Origin of the sequence: Sphaerisporangium viridialbum (assembly GCF_049674955.1) — a bacterium.
GTDB lineage: Bacteria > Actinomycetota > Actinomycetes > Streptosporangiales > Streptosporangiaceae > Sphaerisporangium > Sphaerisporangium viridialbum.
Window position 1 is genome coordinate 5,317,210 of record NZ_CP187232.1, and the last position, 22,335, is coordinate 5,339,544.

General features: G+C 70.7%; 21 protein-coding genes. 7 read left to right on the forward strand and 14 right to left on the reverse strand.

Features of this window, described 5'->3' with window-relative positions:
* Positions 1 to 58: 58 nt before the first annotated feature.
* From ACOZ38_RS23790 to tatA, 3 genes are all read left to right on the forward strand, one after another.
* Positions 59 to 1,531, forward strand: coding sequence for an ABC transporter permease (locus tag ACOZ38_RS23790; RefSeq protein ID WP_424533381.1), 1,473 nt, complete (start codon positions 59 to 61; stop codon positions 1,529 to 1,531).
* The gene (locus ACOZ38_RS23795) at positions 1,528 to 2,568 is read left to right on the forward strand and encodes an ABC transporter ATP-binding protein (protein ID WP_424533382.1); all 1,041 of its coding nucleotides are present in this window, start codon (positions 1,528 to 1,530) and stop codon (positions 2,566 to 2,568) included. Before ACOZ38_RS23790 ends, ACOZ38_RS23795 begins: the two co-directional genes overlap by 4 nt.
* Before the next feature lie 78 nt (positions 2,569 to 2,646).
* Entirely contained in the window at positions 2,647 to 2,937 is a 291-nt protein-coding gene (gene tatA, locus ACOZ38_RS23800; protein ID WP_424533383.1) for a Sec-independent protein translocase subunit TatA, read from the forward strand.
* Between the two features lie 15 nt (positions 2,938 to 2,952).
* On the opposite strand, the gene ACOZ38_RS23805 is transcribed toward tatA, so the two are convergent.
* From ACOZ38_RS23805 to ACOZ38_RS23815, 3 genes are all read right to left on the reverse strand, one after another.
* Positions 2,953 to 3,884, reverse strand: a protein-coding gene (locus tag ACOZ38_RS23805; RefSeq protein ID WP_424532632.1) for an IS5 family transposase whose coding sequence is annotated in 2 segments (ribosomal slippage) — positions 2,953 to 3,537 and positions 3,540 to 3,884 — 930 coding nt in all. Because the reading frame shifts where the segments join, the coding sequence is not laid out codon by codon here.
* Between the two features lie 113 nt (positions 3,885 to 3,997).
* Positions 3,998 to 5,578: an IS1182 family transposase gene (locus ACOZ38_RS23810; RefSeq protein ID WP_424533384.1), complete on the reverse strand. Its 1,581-nt coding sequence runs from the start codon at positions 5,576 to 5,578 to the stop codon at positions 3,998 to 4,000.
* Positions 5,579 to 5,638: 60 nt separating this feature from the next.
* Complete coding sequence (locus tag ACOZ38_RS23815) at positions 5,639 to 6,259, reverse strand: SAM-dependent methyltransferase (protein WP_424533385.1); 621 nt, start codon at positions 6,257 to 6,259, stop codon at positions 5,639 to 5,641.
* 202 nt (positions 6,260 to 6,461) lie between these two features.
* Between ACOZ38_RS23815 and bla the strand changes: the two genes are divergently transcribed.
* From bla to ACOZ38_RS23835, 4 genes are all read left to right on the forward strand, one after another.
* Complete coding sequence (gene bla, locus ACOZ38_RS23820) at positions 6,462 to 7,475, forward strand: class A beta-lactamase (protein WP_424533386.1); 1,014 nt, start codon at positions 6,462 to 6,464, stop codon at positions 7,473 to 7,475.
* Between the two features lie 238 nt (positions 7,476 to 7,713).
* Entirely contained in the window at positions 7,714 to 8,796 is a 1,083-nt protein-coding gene (locus ACOZ38_RS23825; RefSeq protein ID WP_424533387.1) for an aldo/keto reductase, read from the forward strand.
* Positions 8,797 to 8,916: 120 nt separating this feature from the next.
* Complete coding sequence (locus tag ACOZ38_RS23830; protein ID WP_424533388.1) at positions 8,917 to 9,465, forward strand: hypothetical protein; 549 nt, start codon at positions 8,917 to 8,919, stop codon at positions 9,463 to 9,465.
* Between the two features lie 453 nt (positions 9,466 to 9,918).
* Positions 9,919 to 10,308, forward strand: coding sequence for a hypothetical protein (locus ACOZ38_RS23835; RefSeq protein ID WP_424533389.1), 390 nt, complete (start codon positions 9,919 to 9,921; stop codon positions 10,306 to 10,308).
* 57 nt (positions 10,309 to 10,365) lie between these two features.
* On the opposite strand, the gene ACOZ38_RS23840 is transcribed toward ACOZ38_RS23835, so the two are convergent.
* Genes ACOZ38_RS23840 through ACOZ38_RS23890 form a run of 11 tightly spaced genes read right to left on the reverse strand, consistent with a single transcriptional unit; the run spans position 10,366 to position 22,307 of the window.
* On the reverse strand, positions 10,366 to 11,169 hold the full coding sequence (locus tag ACOZ38_RS23840; RefSeq protein WP_424533390.1) for an SDR family NAD(P)-dependent oxidoreductase: 804 nt from the start codon (positions 11,167 to 11,169) through the stop codon (positions 10,366 to 10,368).
* 33 nt (positions 11,170 to 11,202) lie between these two features.
* Positions 11,203 to 12,630: an NAD-dependent succinate-semialdehyde dehydrogenase gene (locus ACOZ38_RS23845; protein WP_424533391.1), complete on the reverse strand. Its 1,428-nt coding sequence runs from the start codon at positions 12,628 to 12,630 to the stop codon at positions 11,203 to 11,205.
* The gene (locus ACOZ38_RS23850) at positions 12,627 to 13,733 is read right to left on the reverse strand and encodes an NADH:flavin oxidoreductase/NADH oxidase (RefSeq protein WP_424533392.1); all 1,107 of its coding nucleotides are present in this window, start codon (positions 13,731 to 13,733) and stop codon (positions 12,627 to 12,629) included. Before ACOZ38_RS23850 ends, ACOZ38_RS23845 begins: the two co-directional genes overlap by 4 nt.
* Positions 13,730 to 14,770, reverse strand: coding sequence for a zinc-dependent alcohol dehydrogenase (locus ACOZ38_RS23855; RefSeq protein WP_424533393.1), 1,041 nt, complete (start codon positions 14,768 to 14,770; stop codon positions 13,730 to 13,732). The genes ACOZ38_RS23850 and ACOZ38_RS23855 overlap by 4 nt, the downstream gene beginning before the upstream one ends.
* A 9-nt stretch (positions 14,771 to 14,779) precedes the next feature.
* Complete coding sequence (locus tag ACOZ38_RS23860) at positions 14,780 to 15,499, reverse strand: SDR family NAD(P)-dependent oxidoreductase (protein WP_424533394.1); 720 nt, start codon at positions 15,497 to 15,499, stop codon at positions 14,780 to 14,782.
* 3 nt (positions 15,500 to 15,502) lie between these two features.
* Positions 15,503 to 16,387: a sugar phosphate isomerase/epimerase family protein gene (locus ACOZ38_RS23865; protein WP_424533395.1), complete on the reverse strand. Its 885-nt coding sequence runs from the start codon at positions 16,385 to 16,387 to the stop codon at positions 15,503 to 15,505.
* A gap of 38 nt (positions 16,388 to 16,425) precedes the next feature.
* On the reverse strand, positions 16,426 to 17,694 hold the full coding sequence (locus ACOZ38_RS23870) for a M24 family metallopeptidase (RefSeq protein ID WP_424533396.1): 1,269 nt from the start codon (positions 17,692 to 17,694) through the stop codon (positions 16,426 to 16,428).
* Entirely contained in the window at positions 17,691 to 18,611 is a 921-nt protein-coding gene (locus ACOZ38_RS23875; RefSeq protein WP_424533397.1) for an NAD(P)-dependent oxidoreductase, read from the reverse strand. The genes ACOZ38_RS23870 and ACOZ38_RS23875 overlap by 4 nt, the downstream gene beginning before the upstream one ends.
* A complete protein-coding gene (locus tag ACOZ38_RS23880) occupies positions 18,608 to 19,705 on the reverse strand; it encodes a zinc-dependent alcohol dehydrogenase (RefSeq protein WP_424533398.1) in 1,098 nt (365 codons plus the stop codon). Before ACOZ38_RS23880 ends, ACOZ38_RS23875 begins: the two co-directional genes overlap by 4 nt.
* Positions 19,702 to 20,766, reverse strand: coding sequence for an ABC transporter permease (locus ACOZ38_RS23885; RefSeq protein ID WP_405150327.1), 1,065 nt, complete (start codon positions 20,764 to 20,766; stop codon positions 19,702 to 19,704). The genes ACOZ38_RS23880 and ACOZ38_RS23885 overlap by 4 nt, the downstream gene beginning before the upstream one ends.
* Entirely contained in the window at positions 20,763 to 22,307 is a 1,545-nt protein-coding gene (locus ACOZ38_RS23890; RefSeq protein WP_424533399.1) for a sugar ABC transporter ATP-binding protein, read from the reverse strand. The genes ACOZ38_RS23885 and ACOZ38_RS23890 overlap by 4 nt, the downstream gene beginning before the upstream one ends.
* Positions 22,308 to 22,335: the final 28 nt, after the last annotated feature.

Below are 22,335 nucleotides of genomic sequence, written 5' to 3' on the forward strand. Positions count from 1 at the left end.
CAGGAGGGTACGCCGCGATGGGGCGTACCCTCCGCTGCTGCTCGTCCTGTGCGCAGTCGTGGGCCTCGTCGCCGCCATCCCGCTGGTCTTCGTCGTCGCCTACACCATCGGCATCGGCTGGGACCAGGCCTGGCGGCTGATCGTCCGGCCGCGCGTCGGCGAGCTGCTGCTGAACACCACCGAACTGATGGTGGGCTGCATGGTCGCGAGCGCGGTGGTCGGCACCGGCGCGGCGTGGCTGGTGGAGCGTACGAACCTGCCGGGACGCAAGGTCTGGCACGTGCTGCTGGCGGCGCCACTCGCGGTTCCCGCGTTCGTCACCAGCTTCGGCTGGGTCTCGATCACCGGTGCTGTCGAAGGCCCGGGCGGCGCCATGCTCGTCGTGACCCTGGCCTACTACCCGCTGGTGTACCTGCCGGTGGCCGCGGCCCTGCGCGGCCTCGACCCCGCGCTGGAGGAGACCGCCCGCTCGCTCGGCCTTGGGCCGTGGCGTACGCTCGCCCGGGTGGTCCTCCCTCAGCTACGCCCGGCGCTACTCGGGGGAGTCCTGCTCATCGGACTGCACCTGCTCGCCGAGTTCGGCGCCCTGCAGATGTTGCGCTTCCCGACGTTCACCACCGCGATCTACGACCAGTACCGCTCCGCGTACGACGACCAGTCCGCCAACATGCTGGCGAGCGTGCTGGTGGTGTTCTGCGCACTGCTACTGGTCGCCGAGCTCCGCCTGCGAGGGCGCCGGCGCTACGCACGCGTCGGCTCCGGTGCGGCCAGAAAGGCCCAGCCCGTACGCCTTGGCCTCCTCGCCGTGCCGTCCACCCTCGCGGTGCTCGCCGTGGTGATCCTCGCGCTCGGCGTGCCGTTGGGCAGCCTCGTGTACTGGCTCGTCGTGGGCGCCTCGACGGCGTTCCCGCTGGCCACCCTGGCGCTCACCGCGGGCACCACGATCGGGCTGGCGCTGATGGCCGCCCTGCTCACGGCCGGATGCGCACTGCCGGTCGCGTGGCTGGCGGTACGCCATCGTGGCCGGGTGAGCAGCCTTGTCGAGCGCAGCACATATGTGGGAAACGCCCTCCCGGGCATCGTGGTCGCGCTGGCGCTGATCACCGTGTCGATCCGGTTCGCACAGCCCGCGTACCAGACGACCGGGCTGCTGCTGGTGGCCTACGTGATCATGTTCCTGCCGCGTGCGATGGTCAGCGCCCGAACGGCGATCGCCCAGGTTCCCCCCGTCCTCGACGACGTCGCCCACTCGCTGGGGGCCCGCGGCACGGCGACGATGCGCCGGGTGATCCTGCCGCTGATCGCCCCGGGGATCGGCGCCGGTGCCGCGCTGGTGTTCCTCGCCGTCCTCACCGAGCTCACCGCGACGCTGCTGCTCTCCCCCACCGGCACCCAGACTCTGGCCACCCAGTTCTGGGGCTCGGTCCGTGACGTCGACTACGGGGCGGGTGCCCCGTACGCGGCACTGATGGTGCTGATCTCCGCACCGGCCACCTACCTGCTCACCATCGCCACGAGGAGGTCCGCGTGACCGCCCTGACCATCCGGCGGCTCACCAAGAGCTTCGGATCCGTACAGGCACTGGCCGGCGTCGACCTCGACGTGCCCGAGCACGGCATCACCGCCGTGCTCGGGCCCTCAGGCTGCGGCAAGACCACCCTGCTGCGCCTGGTCGCGGGCTTCGCCACCCCTGACGGGGGCACCATCGCCTTCGGCGACTCCATGGTCTCCGGGCCCGGTACGGCGGTCCCGCCCCAGCGACGCAAGGTCGGTTACGTCCCGCAGGAAGGGGCGCTGTTTCCGCACCTCAGCGTCGCCGACAACATCACCTTCGGCCTCCCCCGAGCGGACCGCCGCTCCCGCCGGCAGCTGGACGAGCTGCTCGACCTGGTCGAACTCGACGCCGCGACCGCCAAGCGGCAACCGCACGAACTGTCCGGAGGGCAGCAGCAGCGTGTCGCCCTCGCCCGTGCGCTGGCTCCCCGGCCCTCGATCGTCCTGCTGGACGAGCCCTTCTCCTCTCTGGACGCGAGTCTGCGGCTGTCCACGGGCCAGGCCGTTGCCCAGGCACTGCAATCGGCCAAGGCCACGGCGATCCTGGTGACGCACGACCAGAACGAGGCCCTGTCACTCGCCGACCAGGTGGCGGTCATGCGCCAGGGGCGCCTGGTGCAAGTCGGAACCCCCGACGACGTCTACACCACCCCCGCTGATCCCGCCGTCGCCAACTTCGTCGGCGCCGCGGTACTCATCCCCGCCGTCATCAGCGGCACGACGGCCCGGTGCGCGCTCGGCGAGCTGGCCACCCGCCCGGGCACCGTACAGGGCGAGGCGCAGGTGCTGATCCGCCCCGAGCAGATAGAGATCCTGTCGGAAGGCACCGGCGTGCCGGCCGTCATCGACGCGATCACCTACTTCGGCCACGATGCCACCGTGGCGCTGACCCTCCAGCCGGACGGCCCGCAGGTGACGGCTCGCGTCAGCGGCACGCGCACCCCCCGCCCCGGCACCCCCGTCCACCTCACCGTGACCGGCCCGGTCATCGCCTACAGCAGTGCGGCGACGTAAGCGAACGGATGGCACCGTACGCTGTTGTCCAACGGGAACAACAAGAAGGGAACAGGTGCCATGGGTTCACTTAGCCCGATGCATTGGGTGATCGTGGCGTTGGCGTTCGTGGTCCTGTTCGGCGCGAAGAAACTGCCCGACACCGCTCGCGCCCTGGGACAGTCGCTGCGGATCTTCAAGGCGGAGACCACCAAGATGGACGAGCAGAATCCCGCCGGCCAGGCCCAGCGACCGGCCGAGACCTCACTGCCGGCCGAGCAGATCGCGGCCGCACCAGAACCATCTCTGGAGGAGCAAGCCCGGCTCCTGGAGGAGCGGGCCGCCGCACTGCGCGCGCAGGCGGGCACTCCGCGAGATCAACACAGCTAGGGCCTGTTTCCTGGATCACGTGCGGAGCCATATGACCAAGGTGGCGACAGTGATGGTCCCGAGGTAGATGTAGGCGCGCTTGTCGTAGCGGGTGGCTACGGCCCGGAAGTTCTTCAGCCGGTTGATCGCCCGCTCGACAACGTTGCGTTTCTTGTAGCGGTCGGCGTCAAACCCGGTCGGACGCCCGCCGGCCGAGCCGCGCCTGCGCCGGTTGGCCCGCTGATCACGCGGCTCGGGAATGGTGTGCCGGATCTTGCGGCGGCGCAGGTAGGCCCGGTTGGCGCGGGAACTATAGGCCTTGTCGGCACTCACACTGTCAGGGCGGGTACGCGGCCGGCCCGGACCGATACGCGGGATGCCGATCGCCTCCAGCACCGGCCGAAACTGCGGACTGTCCCCGTGCTGCCCAGGGGTTATCAACATCGACAGCGGACGGCACCGCCCATCGGCGGACAAGTGGATCTTGGTGGAGAATCCACCCCGCGAGCGTCCTAAGCACTCGCCTGTCTGACCACCTCTTCCAACTGGACGCGCAGCCCCCGCCACACCGGATCGCCCCGCTTTGTCCCGGCCGATCCCCCCTTTAACGCCGAAACCGGCGGCGGCGTACGCGGGGCACCAGCCGCGTGCTGGTGCGCCCGCGTGATCGTGGAATCCACCGACACATCCCAATCCACCCGGCCCGCAGCATCCTCGGCCGCCTGGACCACGGCCAGCAGCCGCTCCCACGTGCCATCCGCCGACCAGCGGCGATGCCGCTTGTAAACCGTCACCCACGACCCGAACCGCTCAGGAAGATCGCGCCACGGTACCCCCGTACGCGCCCGGTAGAACACCCCGTTGAGCACCATCCGATGATCGTTCCACCGGCCTCCGCGTGCCCCGCCCGGCGGTAACAAAGGCTCCAGCCGCTCCCACTCCGCGTTCGTTAGATCACCACGACCCATACACCAAGCGTCACCAACCCGGCGCCCGCTGTCAGGAGATCTAAGAAACAGCTCCTAGGAGTGTCCTGAAGATCTTGGTGTGGTGGGTTGGTATGACCTGGCCCGTCGGCCGACTATGGGGTGGTGGGTGTGAGCATCCAGGTGTTGTTGAGGTAGGCGAGTCCTAAGTTGACCAGGCGGCGGAGGTTGAGAGCGGCGGCGCGGTGGTGGAGCCAGCGGTCGTTGCCGTGGGTGCCGCGGTAGGGCAGGCGGCGGTTGCCGCGAGCGACCAGCCAGGCGACGGCGCGTTCGACCATGGGCCGCCAGCGTCGGTAGTCGTCCTGCCAGTCAGGGTCGGTGGCGGCCTGGTGGCGGGCGGCGGCTTGCAGGTCGTGGTGGGGGCGGATGGTGAGGATGCGACCGGTCTTGGCGGTGGTGCACTGATCGCGCAGAGGGCAGGCGGCGCACAGGCCGGTGAAGGTGGCGCGGCGCTGCTGGTAGCGGCCTGCGGGAGCAGCGAGTGCGACGATGTGCCCGGCGGGACAGGTGACCATGCCGGCGGTGGTGTCGATGTGGAAGTCGTCCAGGGTGAACCCGCCGGGGACGGCGGGCTTGAGCGCGGGTGGCTTGATCAGCAGCCGGTGCCCGGCGGCTGTCAGGGCGGCGCGTAGATCGGCCGCGGCGTAGGCGGCATCGGCCAGGATCTGCAGCGGGCCGCTCTCACCGCAGAGCAGTTGGGGGGTGAGGGCGGCTTCGTGGTGGTCGGCTCCGGCGCCGGGGCGCAGGGCGACCGCGGTGAACAGGCCGGTCTCCGGTTCGACGGCCAGGTGGGCCTTGTAGCCGTCCTGTCGCTGCTGCGCGCTCTTGTGGATGTGGCGGGCCTCGGGATCGACGGTGGAGATGATCCGGTCTGGAGAGGTGCGGCGGGCGATCCGCCACCGTCCGTCGGTGCCGTCGGAGCCGTCGGCGGGCTCGACGTCTTGGCCGGCGATCAGTGCCAGCAGGCCGACCGCGCCAGCCGCAGGTTCGTCCAGGTCCTGTCCGGCCACCTGGTCCAGCAGGGTGAGCGCGTCGGTGACCAGGCCGCTGACCAGGGCGGTCTTGGCCTGCTCATCGTCCCAGGCGATCTTCGGCTTGCCCGGGTCGGTGTAATCGTGGGCGTGGCAGTGTGTCGCGACGATCGCGGCGGCCCCGGGCACCTGGCGGGCCACCCGGCGGATCGCGGCGATGAGCTGGGTGATGGTGTCCTGGGTGGCGACCGCGTCGGTGAGCACTGTCGAGTCCAGCGCCCGCCGTATCCGGCCTGCCAGCACCCCGGTCTGTGCGATCACGGCGCGGACGGTCTGGAAGATCCGGTCCGGGTCGGCAGAGCGGGCCAGGCGGCGCCGGAAATAGATCAACAGCGACGGATCGAACCCCTGGTCGTATAACCCCAGCCCGCAGGCGGCCTTCCACCGCAGATCGAACCGCAGCGCTGCAACCGCTTCTGCGTCCGACAGGCCGTGCAGTGCTTGCAGCACCACCACCGTCGCCAGCAGATCCGGCGGGACCGACGGCCGCCCGTTGACCGGCGCGTACATGTCCGCAAAAGACTCCGGCGGGAACAACACCCGCCGGTGTTCGGCCAGGAACGCGAATACGCTCCCGGCCGGGATCAACTCCCGGCACACGACCCACACCTCAGGCCCGGCCGGAGCCATCCGACGGCCCATCATGACCCGAGTGTGAATCCTCGATCCCGATCTGAAAAGACCACCAAGATCTTCAGGACACTCCTAGGGCTTGCGGGCGATCCCGCCGTACATGAGCCGCTGACCCACCGTCAGGCGTCCTGGGTGGAGGCGCAGAAGTGAGTGATGAAGAGGTGGCTGCCCGACGGGACGGCCGCCATGTAGGCCTCGACGATCCCGCGGGGGTCCTCGTCGTCGTGCCAGGATGCCGACCAGCATCACACCCACCGGCTGGTCGAAGTCGATGAGCTTCTTGACGGCCGGGTCGCGCAGGTCGGAGGTGACGACCGCCGTACCGTCGTTCTCCGCCAGCAGCGCCCGGCCGTGGGCCAGCACCATCGGATCGTTGTCGACGTAGACGACCCGTGACCCGGGGTTCGCGCGCTGCGCGACGTGGTGGGTGTTCTCCACGGTCGGCAGCCCGGAGCCCAGGTCGATGAACTGGGCGATGCCCTGGCCGGACAGGAACCGCACCCCTCGGCCGAGGATCTCCCGGTTGCAGGTCGCCACGTCGTAGATCTCGGGTACGACCTTCACGATCTCGGCGACGAAGGCGCGGTCGACCTCGAAGTTGTCCTTGCCGTTGAGGACGACGTCGTAGGCCCTCGCGATGCTCGGCCTGGTCTTGTCGATGCTGCCCTTCCACTCATCCGACCTATCAGCCACAGGGGATTCCCAACTAGTGATCCCGGACGATCCGGGTGATCATATGGCGTGGAAGATCGGGAAACGTTCGACGATGAACGCGCGGCCGGTGTTGGCGATATGGAAATCGATATCGATTGATTTCTAAGACCGATATTAGACATCTCCTGATCACATCTGCTTTGCTCCTGATCTCTGACATACGGCAAGCAAAGGATTTGACATGCGATACTTCCGCGCCCGCCGGCTCGCGGCCGCGCTGCCCGCGACCGCCTTGGCGATCTCCCTCCTGTCCGGTTGCGGCCCCGGCGCGGAAACAGCCTCGGCCGCGCCGGCAGCGGCAACGGCGCCGGCGACCCCGGCGGCGGCGGCAACGGCGCCGGCGACCCCGGCGGCGGCAGCGGCAGCGGCGCCGGCGGCGGTTTCGGGAGAGGTCCAGGTCAGGAAGGACCTGCGCAAGCTGGAGGTGTCCTTCAAGGGCCGCATCGGCGCGTACGCCATCGACACGGCCACCGGCAAGACGGTGACGTATCGGGCGGGCGAGCGCTTCCCGTTGCTGTCCACCTTCAAGGCGCCCCTCTGCGCGGCCGTGCTGCACAAGGCGCGCACCTCCGAGCCCGGCCTGATGAGCAAGGTCGTCAAGTGGACGGCCGCCGACCTGAAGCCCAACTCGCCGATCACCGAGAAGCACGTCGAGGACGGCCTGAGCGTCGCCCAGTTGTGCGAGGCGGCCGTCACGATGAGCGACGGCACCGCGTCCAACCTGCTGATCAAGCAGATCGGCGGGGCCGCCGGCCTGACGAAGTACTTCCGCACGCTGAAGGACCCGATCTCCCGTATGGACCGCCGGCACCCCGAACTCAACGACTGGACCCCCAAGGAGAAGCGCGACACCACCACGCCCGCGGCCATCGGCCGCGACCTGCGCGTGCTCACGACCGGGAAGGCGCTGCACGCCAAGGACCGGGAGCAGCTCAACGCCTGGCTGATCGCGAACAAGACCGGCGACGAGCGCATCCGCGCCGGCCTGCCCAAGACCTGGACGATCGGCGACAAGACCGGCACCAACTCCTCGGGGTTCGGCGGTGGGAACGACATCGCCGTCATCTGGCCCGAGAAGGGCGCCGCTCCCATCATCATGGCGATCTACACCAACCGCTCCGCGGGCCTCGCCACCGACAACAAGGCCATCGCGAAGACCGCCACCATCCTGGCCCGCGGACTCGGCAAGCTCTGAGGCCCAGCCGGGGGACGAAGATCGTACGTCTCGCCGCCGCGGGCGCCGGTACTCGTGGCCGGGATCGCGATCCCGGCCCAGGGGCTCGGTCGCGGAGGCATCCGCGACCTCGCCGCGGCAAGCCCGATCCAGGCGAATTCGAGAGGATTGTGCAAGCTCCGGCGCGGATCGGTCTACCGCGGACCACGCGGATCGCGCTTACATGGCGGGGACATTCCGACACAAAGGAGGAGCGTTCATGCCGCTCGATCACTACGTCACCCTCGGCAGGTCGGGGCTGCGGGTCAGCCCGTTCGCGCTCGGAGCCATGACCTTCGGAGAGGATCCGGGGGCTGCCGGGTGCAGCGTCGAGGAGTCAGAGAAGATCTTGGCGACCTACCTCGATCTGGGAGGGAACTTCATCGACACCGCGAACTTCTACACCAACGGCCACTCCGAGAAGATCCTCGGGGACTGGTTCGCCGCCCACCCCGGCCGGCGTGAGCGTGTGGTGCTGGCGTCGAAATTCTTCGCCAACCTCTTCCCCGGTGACCCGAACGGTGGCGGTGCGGGCCGGTCGTCGATCATTGCCCAGCTCGACGAGTCCCTGCGCCGGATGCGCACCGACTACTTGGACCTGTATTGGCTGCACAACTGGGACCGGCACACTCCGATCGAGGAAACGTTGCGCACCCTCGACGACCTCGTCCGGGCCGGAAAGATCCGCTACATCGGGTTCTCCAACACCCCGGGCTGGGTCACCGCACAGGCCCAGACGACGGCGCTGCTGAAGGGCTGGACGCCGCTGATCGCGCTGCAGGTCGAGTACTCGCTGTTGGCCCGCACCGTCGAGGGCGAACTCGCGCCACTCGCGCTCGACCAGGGCATGGCGCTGGTTCCCTGGAGCCCGCTGAAGAACGGTTTCCTGTCGGGCAAGTACCGGCGCGGTACACAGGTCACCGACTCCGCCCGCACGGCCTTCGTCGGCGGCCCCAGCGAGGAGGAGTTCACGGTCATCGACGCCGTCGCCGCGATCGCCGGCGAACTCGGGACCACGTCCGCGGCGGTGGCGCTGGCCTGGCTGCGCGCCCGTGAAGGCACCGTCGTGCCCATCCTCGGCGCCAGGCGCATGGAACATCTCAAGGACAACCTCACCGCCCTGGAAGTGCCCCTCAGCCCGGAGCACCTCCGGGTACTGGACGAGGTGTCGGCCCCGACCCTGAACTACCCGGCACCGATGCACGGCGCGTCGCGCGCGATGTTGCAGTTCGCCGGAGCCACGGTGGACGGTGACCCGTCGACCGTCTATCCCCCGCTGACGCAGAGCTCCGTCCGCTACTGAGCGTCCGCGCCGCAGACGGTGCGCCTCGCGTCGGGAGTCGCGGCCTTGCCTCCCCCACGCGGATTTCGAACGATCATCGGATGTGCCAACCAAATGCCGGCTCTGACAGTCTCATCTGTCATGAAGCCTTCCGCGAAGCCCTCGGCGTCTCTCAGCGTTCTCTTCCGGACCACGACGGTCGCCGCCACGGTCGCCGCCACGCTGGTCGCCGGGGCGGTCGCCGCCGACGCCGCCACCATCCCGAAGTTCAAGCAGCCCAAGATATTCGGGACGTCCTTCCAGACCGATCCGCGCCACGACTTCACCAAGCGGATCAGCACGCGGCACGACGGCATCCTGCGCGGTTGGGTCACGTACTACAAGGCCGGGGTGGCCGAGTACACGCCGATCAAGTGGGTGAAGGACAAGACCGGCAACACCGAAGGATGGTTCACCGGCCCGCCCGAGGGCGACGTCACCGCCTACGCCTCCCCCGTCTCGGCGAAGCTCGCGTACTACAGCGCCACCGGGTGCAAGGGCACGGAGGTGACCGTGGACCACAAGGGCTTGGGCGACAAGCGCTGTTCGAGCAAGGTGGTCACCTCCCGCCTGAAGTCCGGCCGGCGTCCGGCGCTCATCACCGTGTACAAAGGCAAGATCGTGAAGTTCCAGGAGATCTTCACCCCCTGACGACCGGGCGCCTCGCCGCCGGTCGGCCAGCCGGGGCCCTGATCACCGCCGACATCGCTCCCGCGTCGGTGCACGCCCTCACCGCCTGGCCCGTCCGCGCCGGTGTAACGCGGCCGGGACCTGCGGTATTGGGTCGCGTGGGCGCGGTGGCGCCGGTCCGAGTACGTCGACAGCGCCGGTCTGACCGTGCTGTTCGCCCATGCCTCTGGCATCGAACTCGTCGCCAACTCTCTCCTGGCCCCCGTGCTGTCCATCTCCGGGCTCGCGGACGTCACCACGGTCCACGGACTCTGAGCCCAGCCCAGATTGAGGCGGCCGGAACCCGGCGCGCCCTCGCACCTCATGAACACAGCGAAGCCTGATCGCGACATGTTTCTGAAAGCGGCGCCGGTCGCATGCGGACATGCTGGCCCAGCACTCCGATCGCCCCTTCCCGCCCACAGAAGGACTGACATGTGGCTCAACCGCGTCGCGACCGCTCTGCTTCTCCTCGTCGGGGCGGTGAACCTCCTGCCCGGCTTCGTCGCGTTCGCGCCGTCCCAGATCACGACGGCGTACGGAGTGTCGGTCGACGGCCCCGGCTCCGCCGACTTGGCGATGCTCCTGCGCCACCGGGCCGTCCTGCTGGGGCTCGTCGGACTCTCCCTGATCTGCGCGGCGTTCATCCCGTCACTGCGCATCCCCGCCGTTACGGCCGGCGCGATCAGCATGGGATCGTTCCTGCTGCTCGCGTACTCCACGTCGGGTCTCAACAGCGCGACGACGCGCGTGGCGCGGATCGACATAGCGGCGACCGTGTTGCTGGCCGTCGCCGCCGTCCTCATCTGGCGGAAGAACCCCTGACTCTCTCCGGGCAGGTGGCACGGTGGCGCGCCTGCGAAGGCGCCGCGAAGCCGGTGCTCAGTAGAGGGCGCGGACGCTGCCGCCGTCGACGCCCCATACCGAGCCGGTCACGAACGACGACAGCGGGCTGGCCAGGAACACCATCACGTTGGCCACCTCCTCGGGCGTGCCGAGCCGGTGGAGGGGGAGCTGCCGTAGCCGCATCTCGTGCTCGACGGCCGCCATCGGCTCCAGGCCGTGCAGCTCGGACAGGGTGTCGGCGAAGCCTCCCGGCTTGGTCCAGAACGGCGTCCAGATGGGTCCGGGGGCCACGGCGTTGACGCGGATGTGCGGGCCCTCGGCGCGGGCCAGCCCCTTGGTGACCGCGAGGACGGCGGCCTTGGAAGCGGCGTAGTCGATGGGCTGGGTCTCGGGCTGCCGGGCCAGGTCGGAGGCGTTGTTGATGATCGCCGGGGAGTTCCGCGAGGCGCGCAGGTGTGGCAGCGCGGCCCGGCTGACTCGCACGTAGCTCATGAAGTTGAGGTTCATGGTGTGCAGCCACTCGTCATCGGTGAGCTGGTCGAAGGTCCGGACCGCGCCGGAGCCCACATTGTTGACCAGGATGTCGAGGCCGCCGAGGATGTCGAGCGCGGCTCCGACGGCCGTCTCGCAGCCGGTCAGGGTGGACAGGTCGGCAGGGGCCGGGCTGAAGGCGCCGCCGAGCGCCTCTGTCTCGCTCGCCAGCTCGGCCAGCAGCTTCTCGTCATGGTCGGCGGCGACCACGTCGGCGCCTTCGGCGAGCATGGCGCGGACGACGGCCGCGCCGATGCCGGAGGCGCCTCCGGTCACGAGGACCTTGCGTCCTTCGAGGTTCACCTGCATTGTCGCTCCATTCGGGTGTTATGGGGTCGTGCGTCACACATCGGCGGCGATGTACTTGGTCTCCAGGAACTCGTGGATGCCGTCGAATCCGCCCTCGCGTCCGAGGCCGCTCTGCTTGTATCCGCCGAACGGGGCGGCCGGGTCGGACAGCACGCCCCGGTTGACGGCGACCATGCCGGATTCGAGCCGGTCGGCGACCTGAAGCCCTCGGCGCAGGTCGCCGGAGTAGACGTAGCTGATGAGCCCGAAGGGGGTGCCGTTGGCGCGGGCCACCGCCTCCTCGTCGTCGTCGAACGTCACGATCGGGGCGACCGGCCCGAAGATCTCGACGTCGAGGATGTCCGCGTCCGGCGCGACGTCCGCGAGGACCGTCGGAGGGTAGAACGCGCCCGGCCCGGCCGGGACCGAGCCGCCGGCCACGGGCCGCGCGCCCGCTCCGGTGGCGCGGTCGACCAGCTCGGCGACCTTCCCGCGCTCGGCGGTGGACACCAGCGAGCCGATCTCGCTGGACGGGTCGAGCCCGGGTCCGACCTTCAGCCCCGCCATCGCGTGCGCGAGGGCCGAGGTGAACTCCTCCGCGACGGAACGGTGGACATAGAAGCGGTTGGCCGCCGTGCAGGCCGCGCCGCCGTTGCGCAGCTTGGCCACCATCGCGCCCTGGACGGCGGCGGTGACGTCCGCCCCGGCCAGCACCAGGAACGGCGCGTTGCCGCCGAGTTCCATCGACGTCCGCACGACCTGGTCGGCCGCCTCGCGCAGCAGGACCCTCCCCACCTCGGTCGATCCCGTGAACGACAGGTTGGTGACGCGCGGGTCGTGCAGCATCTCGCGGACGCGCTGGGCGGTCGGGGCGGCGACGACGACGTTGACCACGCCGTCGGGGACCCCCGCGCGCCGCAGGACGTCGGCGATCGCCAACGCGGTGAGGGGGGTCTCGGTGGCGGGCTTGAGCACGACCGAGCATCCGGCCGCGAGCGCCGGCCCGATCTTGCGGGTGGCCATCGCGGCGGGGAAGTTCCACGGGGTGATGAGCAGCGAGACGCCGACCGGCTGGTGGGTGACGATGATGCGCTTGTCGCCTCCCGGCGCGAGGCGGTAGTCGCCCTGGATCCGGACGGCCTCCTCGGCGAACCAGCGGAAGAACTCGGCGGCGTAGGTCACCTCGGCCTTGGCGTCGGCGAGCACCTTGCCGTTCTCGCGGACGATGAGCTCGGCGATCTGATCGGCCTCCGCGGTCATCAGCTCGAAGGCCCGCCGCAGGATCTCGGCTCGTTCCCTCGGGGCGCGCGCGGCCCAGGGCCCGAGCGCCGAGGAGGCGGCGTCGACCGCCTGGGCGCACTCCTTCTCGCCCGCGACGGCCACCTCGGCGATGGTCTCGTCGAGCGCCGGGTCTCTCACAGGTATGGTCGAGGTCCCCTCGACCCATTCGCCACCGATGAACAGCTCGGACCTGTACTTCACGACGCCTCCAGCTCTTGTGAATCGATGCGCCGGTGCCCCGGCTTGGCACGCTCGTACTGCACTGGCCACGGCACGGCGGCCCCCACCGCGCTCGCAGCCCGCAAGGCCCAGCGGGGGTCGCGGAGCATGGCCCTGCCGAGCAGGACCGCGTCGGCCTTGGCCGAGCCGATGATCTCCTCCGCCTGTTCCGGCTCGGTGATCCTGCCGACGGCCGCCGTACGCACCCCCGCGCCCTCGCGCACCGCGTGGGCCAGGTCGCTCTGGTACGCCCCGTCGGCGGGGATCTCGGCGTCGGGCACCAGCCCGCCCGAGGAGCAGTCGACGAGGTCGACGCCCAGGCCGGCCAGCCTGCGGGCGAACCCGATCGACGACTCCAGGTCCCACCCGCCCGGCACCCAGTCGGTGACCGAGACGCGGACGAACAGCGGGCGGTCCGCGGGCCATTCCTCGCGCACCGCGGCGGCGACTTCGAGGGGGAACCGCATCCGGTTCTCGTAGGACCCGCCGTACCGGTCCTGCCGCCGGTTGCTCAACGGGGAGAGGAACTCGTGCAGCAGGTATCCGTGGGCGGCGTGCAGTTCCACGACGTCGAACCCCGCGTGCAGGGCCCGTACGGCGGAGGCGGCGAAGGCTCGCCGGGTGGCGTCGATGTCGCCGAGGGTCATGGCCGCCGGCGCGGGCAGGTCGCCGTAGGGAACGGCGGAGGGCGCCAGCGTGGGCCAGCCGCCCTCCGCGGGCGGCACCCACACCTCGCCCGTCCACGGCGTCGAGGTCGACCCCTTGCGCCCGGCGTGGGAGAGCTGGATACCCAGCGGCGTCTTCTGGCTGTGCGCGTACCGCACGACGCGCGCCCACGCCTCGGCCTGCTCGTCGGACCACAGTCCGGCGCAGTGGGGGCTGATCCGTCCCGCCGGGGTGACGCCGGTCGACTCCGCGACGATCAGGCCGGCGCCGCCGCTCGCGAGCGATCCCAGGTGCACGAGGTGCCAGTCGCCCACGACGCCGTCCACGGCCGAGTACTGGCACATCGGCGACACCCAGGCACGGTTGCGGAAGGTCGCGCCCCGGACGGTCAGCGGCGTGAACAGGTGCGAGGTGCTCACGGACGCCGCCCGCCGTCCGGGCTGAGCATCACCTTGGCGTGCCCGGCCGAGTCCCGCGCGGCCGAAAGGGCGGCGGCGCAGTCCTCGAACGCGAACACGTCGGACACCAGCGGTTCGAGGTCGAGCCCGGTGCGGTCGAGCAGCCGCAGCGCCGGCTCCCAGATGTGCGGCGGGGCTCCGGTGGACGAGAGCACTCGCAGATTGTGGTTCTGGATCTGGTGCAGGGAGACCTGGGCCGAGCGCCGGTGCGACAGGCCCATGAACAGCAGCCGGGCGTCCCGCGCGGTGACGTCGAAGGCCGCGGCCTGCGCCGAGGGCGCGCCCGACGCCTCGACGACCAGGTCCGCGCCCCGCCCGCCGAGGGCCCGCAGGACGCGCGCCGCGGTGTCCTCCCCCTCGGCGACCTGGACACAGTGGTCCGCGCCGAGCGCATCGGCGATCCTGAGCCGCTCGCCGCTGGGATCGACGGCGACGACCCGCGCGCCCAGGCTCCGGACCAGGCCGACCATGGACAGCCCGATCGCGCCGCATCCGAGGACCGCGACGGTGTGCCCGGCGTCGGCTCCCCCGGCGGTGCGCAGCCCCTGCAGGCAGCAGGCGAGCGGTTCGACCAGGGCGGCGCGCAGCGACGAGACCGCGGGTGGCACCGCGAAGCACATCGCCTCGGGCACGGTGAAGGTGTCCGCCATGGCGCCGTCGGTGGACACGCCGAACCAGACGTTGCCGCCGAGCGAGCCGTGGCCGATCACGCGGTCGCCGGGGCGGAACCGGGAGACGCACGCGCCGGCCTCGACGACCACGCCGGACCACTCGTGGCCGAGCACGTGCGGGAACTCCACCTCGAAGCCCGGGTCCATCACTCCGAAGATCTGTTCCAGGTCCGACCCGCAGATGCCGACGTAGTCGGGGCGGACGCGCACGGCGTCGGCGGCCAGCGGTGGCGTCGGCAGCAGGTCGCAGCTGACCGTGATGCCGCCCGCGCCCTGGTGGACCACCACGGCCCGGCGCGCGGCGCCCGCGTCGTAGGTCGTCGTCATCAGCCCTCCTCAGTGGACGATCAGGCCGCCGTCGACAACGAGTTGCGCCCCGGTGATGAAGGACGCCTCGTCCGAGGCGAGGAACAGCACGGCGTTGGCGACCTCGGCGGCGCTGCCGGCCCTGCCGAGCGGCGTCTGCCGCACCAGCTCCGCCGAGATCTCCGGGTCCTGGGCGTCGGTCATCGGCGTGGTGATCAGGCCAGGGTGCACCGAGTTGACCCGGATGCCGTCGGCCGCGTAGGAGATCGCCGCGTTCTTGGTCATGACCGTCACGGCGCCCTTGGACGCCTGGTACGCCGCGACGCCGGCCGAGCCGATGAGGCCCCACGCGGAGGACATGTTGACGATCGCCCCCGCTCCGGCCCGCCGCATGACGGGGATGACCGAGCGCATGCCGTAGAAGACGCCGGTCTGGTTGGTGGCGACGATGCGGTGCCAGTCGTCCAGCGGGATCTCGGTCAGCGAGTCGTAGGAGCCGACGAAGCCGGCGCAGTTGAACAGCACGTCGACGCGCCCGTGCCTGCCGTCGATCTCCTCGACCAGGCCCGCCCAGGCGGGAAGGTCGGAGACGTCGAGCTTCCTGTGGAAGACGCGGTCCTCGTCGCGGGGGCCGGCCGCGATGTCGGCGGCGTAGACCAGGGCCCCCTCCCGCGCGAACCGTTCCGCCGTGGCCCTGCCGATGCCGCTCGCGGCGCCGGTGACGATGCAGATCTTGTCCGCCAGCCGCATTGCCTATTCCTTTCCGTTGGTCTCGCGTGCCGCGTCGGCGGCGTCGAACCGCCCGGCCGCCGTGGTGTACGCCTCGGCGACGGCGGATTCCAGGGGGCGCGCCCGGTAGGTTTCGGAGAGGATCTCGACGCCCCAGGGCCCGGTCCACCCGATGTCGCGCATGACGTTGATGAACTCGGCGACCCGGAAGGAGCCCTGGCCGCACAGCCGCCGCCGCAGGACGGTGTCGGTGTAGCCGTCCCCGACCTGCTGGGCGTCGCCGTCGTCGAGCTCCACGCCCTTGATGAGCGCGAGCGGCACCTGGGCGAGCTCCTCCAGGGTCGCGCCGCCGCGCTCGACGTGCCACAGGTCGACCATCAGGCCGCCCGCCGGGTGGCCGGCGGTCCTCACGAGGTCGAGGCCCCGCGCGAGGGTGTCGACGTTGGAGAACGGCATGAACTCCAGCGCGACGGTGGTCCCGGCCGCCGCGAACGCCTCGCAGACCCGGTGGAATCCCGCCGCCCAGCGGTCGCGCTCGAACGGGCCGCCCGTGATGTCCGGCCCGACCTTGACGTGGTGCGGGGACAGCGCCTCCGAGGCCTCCACCAGGAGTTTCAGCGTGCGGTCGGACTCGTGGCGTTCGGGCTCGTCCTTCCACCAGTCGGTGAGGAACTCCAGCTCGAGCGTCGTGATGCCGTTGTCGTCGAGTACCTTACGCAGCGTCGGCAGGTCCGACGTGCGAAGGAAGGCCTCAAGGTCGACGTGCATCAGCCCGAAGCCGGTGAACCCCGCTCGGGCCGCCTGCTCGACGCGGGCGGGCAGCGGTAGCGGGCTGGCGTCCCGGCCGGGCAGGGGGACGGCGTCGCCGGCCGTCGTCCAGCAGGTGGCCAGCAGGTCATGGTGCGTCATCGGGGTTGGCTCCTCGGGAAGGGTGTGGCGGCCCGGTGTCAGTACGGGTTCGCGACGAACAGTTCCTGCGCGGGGAACAGCGTGATGACCTTGGCCCCCTGCGAGGTCACGACGACCTCCTCCTCGATGCGCGCCGCGGACGCGCCGTCGGAGGCCGGGCAGTAGGTCTCCAGTGCGAAGACCATCCCCTCCTCGATCCTGACCGGGTGCTCGATCGAGTTGAGGCGCGAGATGATCGGCCGCTCGTGCAGGCCGAGCCCGAGCCCGTGGCCGAACTGGAGCCCGAACGCCTCCATCTCGGAGGCGAAGCCGAACTCCTGGGCGGTGGGCCACGCCTTGGCGATCTCGTCGGTCCAGGTGCCCGGCTTGACCAGCTCGATCGCGGCATCGATCCACTCGCGGGCCTTGGTGTACGCGTCGCGCTGCGAGGGGGTCGATGAGCCGACGTTCAGCGTGCGGTAGTAGCAGGTCCGGTAGCCGTTGTAGGACTGGATGATGTCGAAGAAGCAGGTGTCGCCCGGGCGGATGATGCGGTCGGTGAAGTTGTGCGGGTGCGGGTTGCACCGCTCCCCCGACACCGCGTTGATCGCCTCGACGTCGTCGGAGCCCATCTCGTAGAGGTAGGCGTTGGCGAGGGCCACCAGGTCGTTCTCCCGGATGCCCGGCTTGAGCGCGTCCGAGATCTTCTGGTAGACGCCGTCTACCATCGCGGCGGCCTGCGACAGCAGCAGGATCTCGTCCATGCTCTTGATCTGCCGGGCCTCCAGCATCACCTGCTGGCCGTCGGCCACGGTGAGGCCCGCCTGCTGCATGGCCAGCATCATCGGCGGCTCGGCGATGTCGACGCCGACGGGGGCGTCCTGCTGCCCGGCCTCGACGAGCAGGTCACGGATCTCCTGCACGGCCCGGGTGAACAGGCCGACCTCGGGGGCCACCGCGCCGCGCAGGCCCACCATGCCGGCGCGGCAGTTCTCGGGCAGCAGCCACGGAGCGTAGAGCCTGTGGTGCTTGGCGGCCGAGCCGAAGTCCCACAGCACCGGCTCGCGCCCGCGTACCAGCAGCGCGTAGCGGGTCATCTTGTCGCGCGACCACTCGCCGATGACCGAGCCGGTCAGGTAGCGGATGTTGTTCACGTCGAAGACGAGCATGGCGCCGAGGTCGGAGTTCTCCAGGGCGGCGCGGGCGCGTGCGAGGCGGTAGTCGCGCAGCCGGGTGAAGTCGACGCGTGTCTCGAAGTCCACCGACATGTGACCGGGCGCGCCGATGGCACGCGGGTCGATCGTGTGGGGGTTCGTCGTCGTTGTCATGAAGGCTCCTCGATCTGATCGGTCGGACCTGTGGCGGGCCGGGGTCCCTCGGACGGTTCGAGGCCCGCGGCCCGGGCCTGGACGGTGAGCAGCGACAGGAAGTCCAGCTCGCCGTATCCCTGGGCGATGGCTGACAGCAGCAGCGTGCGGACCAGGCCGATGACCGGCATGGGCACCTGCCGGGACGACGCCTCGTGCAGGCCGAGGTCGAGGTCCTTCAGCAGAAGGCGGGAGGTGAACGTCGGCGTCATGTCCAGGCGGTTGATGGCGTCGGTCTTGTAGCGGGTGAAGGTCGAGCCCACGACGCTGTCGTTGACGAACTCCATGAAGACGTCCCGGTCGACGCCGAGGCTCTCGCACAGCACGACGACCTCGGCGAGGCCCTGCGTCGTCACGCCGAGCAGCAGGTTGTGGCAGATCTTCAGCAGCCGCGCCTCGTCCTGCCCGCCGACGTAGGTGGCCTTGCGGCCGATGGTCTCCAGCACGCCCCGCGCCCGTTCGAAGGCCTCGCGGGAGCCGGAGCACACGAACGACGCCGTGCCCGCCTCGACGGCGGTGGGGTTGCCGCTGACGGGGGCGGACAGGAACGGCACGCCGGCCAGCGCCGCCGCCTCCCGTACCCGGCGTGATGCCTCCAGCGAGACCGTGGAGGTGTCGACCAGAAGGGGCGGGCGCGACGGGCCGGCGAGGATCCGCTCGGCGATCTCTTCGAGGTCGGCGGAGGCCGCGAGGCTCGTGATGACCACGTCGCGTCCGGCCAGGTCCCTGGGGTCGGCGGCGACGTCCGCGCCGGCGGCCCACAGCGGCTCGGCCCGTTCCGGTGTGCGGTTCCAGACCGTCACGTGCTGCCCGGCCCGCAGGAGCCGCCGCACCATGGCGCCGCCCATCCGGCCTGTTCCGATCCATCCGATGCTCATGACGCCGCCGGTTCCTCAGTTGGGGAGGTCGACGCGCGCAGGTCCGACAGGTCGACGACGAGCTTGGGCCGGGGCCGTCCGGGCTCGCGCATACGGTCGAAGGCGTGCCGCGCTTCCGCGACGGGCAGCACCTGCTCGATGAGCGCCGCCGGGCGTACCGCCCCGGTGGCGATCATGTGCAGCGCCCGGGGCATCAGGTGGACCCCGCCGAGGACGCCGGAGAGCTGGAGTCCCTTGCTGACGAAGGCCGCGAGGTCGACGCCGTCCACCGGCCGGCCGGGGATCCCGACCTGCAGGATGCGGCCGGCGATCCCGGCGATCCGCGTCAGCAGCGGGCCGATGCTCGCCGCGCCGGTCGCCTCGATCACCACCGGATAGGCGTCGCCGGGAGCCTGGTCCGGCGTCATGACGGCGCGGGCGCCGCACTCGCGCGCGGCTGCGAGCCCTTCGGGGTCGATGCCGATGACGTCGACCGGGCAGTTCATCGCCGCGCCGACCTGCACCGCGAGCAGGCCGAGGGTGCCCGTGCCGAGCACGGCGACGACCTCCCCCGGCTGTACGGCGGCCCGCTCGTAGGCGTTGAGCACCGTCACCAGCGGCTCGCCGAGGAGCGCGTGCGCGGTCTCGACCTCCGGCGGGATGACGTGGACGTTCGCCGCGGGGATGCGCAGGAAGTGCGCCGCCGCGCCGGGCACGCCGCCCCGCACGCCGAGCTCGTACCGGTTCGGGCAGAGGTTGTAGTGGCCGCCCCGGCAGGTCAGGCACTGCCCGCACGAGAGGAACGGCTCGCCGACCACCCGCCGGCCGACCAGGTCGGACGGGGCGGACGGCCCGGCCGCCACGACCTCGCCGGCCCACTCGTGGCCGAAGCGGATCGGGAAGCTGGTGAGGCCGCCGACCACGTACGCGCTGGTGCCGTCGAGCAGGTGGACGTCGGTGCCGCAGATCCCGAGGTACTGGACGCGTACCAGGACCTGCCCCTCGGCCGGGGCCGGCACCGGCACGCCCTCGACCGTGAGGACGCCCGGCGCGCTGAACACCAGGGCCGACATCGTGCCGGTCGGCCAGTCGCCGTTCGGGGCCGTGGCGCTCATCCGGCACGCCTCGGGCCGGAGAAGCGGTGCGAGGACAGCCAGCCGATGAGCAGCGCCGCGAGGATGATCGCGCCGTAGGCGGCGTTGATCCAGAACGACGGGACGTTCGACAGCGTGAGGATGTTCTGGATGATGCCGAGCAGGATCACGCCGAGCCCGGCGCCGATCAGGTTGCCCCGGCCGCCGTTGAGGCTGATGCCGCCGATGACCGCCGCGGCGAACACCGTGAAGATCAGGTTGTCGCCCTGGTTGGCCGTGACCGACGCGATGCGGCCGGTCAGCATCAGCCCCGCGACCGCCGCGAGGATGCTGCCGGCCAGCACGACGCCGATCGTCAGCCGGGTGGTGCGGATGCCGGCGGCGCGGGCCGCCTCGTGGTTGCCGCCCATGGCGTACAGGCTGCGGCCGGTCGGGGTGTACTCCATGAACACGAACGCGGCGGCGAAGGCGAGCACGAAGATCCATGCCTGGACGGGAAGGCCGAGGATGACGCCGTCGCCGAGGTAGGTCATGGCCCGGGGAAGCACCGCGTAGGTCTGCCCGCCGGACAGCCCGATGGTCAGGCCCTGCAGCAGGATCAGCATCGCCAGCGTCACGATGAACGCGTTGAGCTTCAGCTTGGCGATCATGAACCCGTTGGCCAGCCCGATCAGCAGCACGGCGGGGATCGCGATGAGGATCGCCACAGCGAACGGCAGGCCGAGGCCGTTGTCGGCGGTGCTGGAGACCAGGACGGCGAGCAGCATCGGCGCGAAGCCCACCGTCGACTGCAGCGACAGGTCGAAGTAGCCGCTGATCAGGATCAGGCTCTCGGCGATGACGAGCACGCCCAGCACGGCGGAGGTCGTGATGATGTTGTCGATGATGTTGGTGGTGGTGAGGAACGCGGGGCTCACGACCGTGCCCACGATCATCGCGACGACGATGATGGGGATGAGCGCGAGCACCACCGGGTCGACGGCCCGGCGGGTGCGCCGTGCGGCCGTCCGTGGTCGCTCGGCCGGTTCGGCGCGGACGGGCGCTCTCTCCTGGAGCAGCTTCTTCGGTGCCGGTGTACTCACTGTTGATCTCCTTCTCCGGAGGAGAGACGTCGGTCCGCCTCGGCGGCCGTTCCGCTGCCCTGGACGGCGGCGGCGATCATGCTCTCGTTGAACGGCGGGCGCAGTTCGGCGGACACCTCTCCCTGGAGCATTGCGACGACGCGGTCGCAGACCTCCAGGTCACCGTCGTCGGAGGTCACGATCAGCACGGCCTGTCCCTTGCGCTTCAGCTCGTCGATCGTCGTGTAGATCGACTTCTTGGCGGACACGTCGACGCCCGCCGTGGGGTTGGTGAGGACCAGGACCCTCGGCTCGGCGGCGACCGAACGGGCCAGCACGACCTTCTGCTGGTTGCCGCCGCTGAGCTCCTCGGTGGCCTGCGACGCTCCGTGGGCCTTGATGCTCCACTCGTCCGCGAGCCGGCGGTAGAACGCGTCCCGCCGCTTGGAGCTGATCAGCCGGAAGCGGTTGACGAACCTCGGCATGATCCCGAGCGTCGCGTTCTCGGCCACGCTCATCGCGGGCACGTAGCCGCTGATGTGCCGGTCCTCCGGGGTGAACCCGACCCCGGCGAGGATGCAGCCTCGGATGTCGCCGAGGGGCAGCGGCCTGCCGTCCAGGGTGACGGTGCCGGCGTCGACGCGGCGCTGCCCGGTGAGGACCTCGGCGAACTGCATGTGGCCGGCCCCGTCGAGCCCGGTGAGCCCCACGCACTCGCCCGGCCGCAGTTCTAGGTCGACCTGCTTGATCTTGGGGGCGACGCTCACGCCGGAGGCGACGAGCACGGGCGGACGGCCGTCCTCCACCGGCCCGGCCTCGTCGCGCCGCACCGCGCCCGGGGCGGCGCCGGGGACGGCCGCCTCCCCCACCATCGCCTCGACCAGGTCGGGCATGGTCATCCGGTCGAGCCGCCCGGTGACGACGACCGCGCCGTCCCGCAGGACGGTGACGGAGTCGCAGACCTCGAAGATCTCGTGCAGGTGGTGGGAGACGTAGATGATGGTGACGCCCCGGGCGCGGGCCCTCTCGATGTGGTCGAACAGGCGTTGCGAGGCGCCCCGGTCCAGGCCCGCGGTCGGCTCGTCGAGGAGCAGCACCTTCGGGCCGAGGGACAGGACCCGGCAGATCTCGACGACCTTGCGTTCGAGCGGCTCCAGCTGCTCGACCGGAGTGCCCGCGAGATGCCCGCACTCCCACTCGTCCAGCAGCGCGACGGCCCGCCGCATGACCTCCGGCCAGCGGATGAGCCCGCCCGCCGAGCGCGGGTACCGCATGAGCGCGATGTTCTCCGCCGCCGTCGCCGCGGGGATCAACGTGCTCCGCTGGTACACGCAGCCGATCGTCGAGGCGTCACCGATCGCGTCCCCGGCCAGCACCTTGATCGAACCGGTGTCGGGCTGGGTGAGGCCGGTGAGGATCGACATGAGCGTCGACTTGCCGGCCCCGTTCTTGCCGATCAGGGCGCGGGACTCGCCCTGATCGACGGTGAGGGACACCTGCGACAACGCCTGCGTGGGGCCGAACGCCTTGGAGACGTTGTCGACCACGATGGCCTGTGGCATGGCTTACGCGCCTTCCTTCCGCGGGTTC

Excerpts from the sequence above, each read along its gene's own strand:
- ACOZ38_RS23830 (WP_424533388.1), top strand. The coding sequence starts at position 8,917 with ATGAAGCCTTCCGCGAAGCCCTCGGCGTCTCTCAGCGTTCTCTTCCGG.
- ACOZ38_RS23825 (WP_424533387.1), top strand. The coding sequence starts at position 7,714 with ATGCCGCTCGATCACTACGTCACCCTCGGCAGGTCGGGGCTGCGGGTC.
- ACOZ38_RS23860 (WP_424533394.1), bottom strand. The coding sequence starts at position 15,499 with ATGCGGCTGGCGGACAAGATCTGCATCGTCACCGGCGCCGCGAGCGGC.
- ACOZ38_RS23855 (WP_424533393.1), bottom strand. The coding sequence starts at position 14,770 with ATGACGACGACCTACGACGCGGGCGCCGCGCGCCGGGCCGTGGTGGTC.
- ACOZ38_RS23875 (WP_424533397.1), bottom strand. The coding sequence starts at position 18,611 with ATGAGCATCGGATGGATCGGAACAGGCCGGATGGGCGGCGCCATGGTG.
- ACOZ38_RS23890 (WP_424533399.1), bottom strand. The coding sequence starts at position 22,307 with ATGCCACAGGCCATCGTGGTCGACAACGTCTCCAAGGCGTTCGGCCCC.
- ACOZ38_RS23880 (WP_424533398.1), bottom strand. The coding sequence starts at position 19,705 with ATGAGCGCCACGGCCCCGAACGGCGACTGGCCGACCGGCACGATGTCG.
- ACOZ38_RS23865 (WP_424533395.1), bottom strand. The coding sequence starts at position 16,387 with ATGACGCACCATGACCTGCTGGCCACCTGCTGGACGACGGCCGGCGAC.
- ACOZ38_RS23810 (WP_424533384.1), bottom strand. The coding sequence starts at position 5,578 with ATGATGGGCCGTCGGATGGCTCCGGCCGGGCCTGAGGTGTGGGTCGTG.
- ACOZ38_RS23870 (WP_424533396.1), bottom strand. The coding sequence starts at position 17,694 with ATGACAACGACGACGAACCCCCACACGATCGACCCGCGTGCCATCGGC.
- bla (WP_424533386.1), top strand. The coding sequence starts at position 6,462 with ATGCGATACTTCCGCGCCCGCCGGCTCGCGGCCGCGCTGCCCGCGACC.
- tatA (WP_424533383.1), top strand. The coding sequence starts at position 2,647 with ATGCATTGGGTGATCGTGGCGTTGGCGTTCGTGGTCCTGTTCGGCGCG.
- ACOZ38_RS23835 (WP_424533389.1), top strand. The coding sequence starts at position 9,919 with ATGTGGCTCAACCGCGTCGCGACCGCTCTGCTTCTCCTCGTCGGGGCG.
- ACOZ38_RS23840 (WP_424533390.1), bottom strand. The coding sequence starts at position 11,169 with ATGCAGGTGAACCTCGAAGGACGCAAGGTCCTCGTGACCGGAGGCGCC.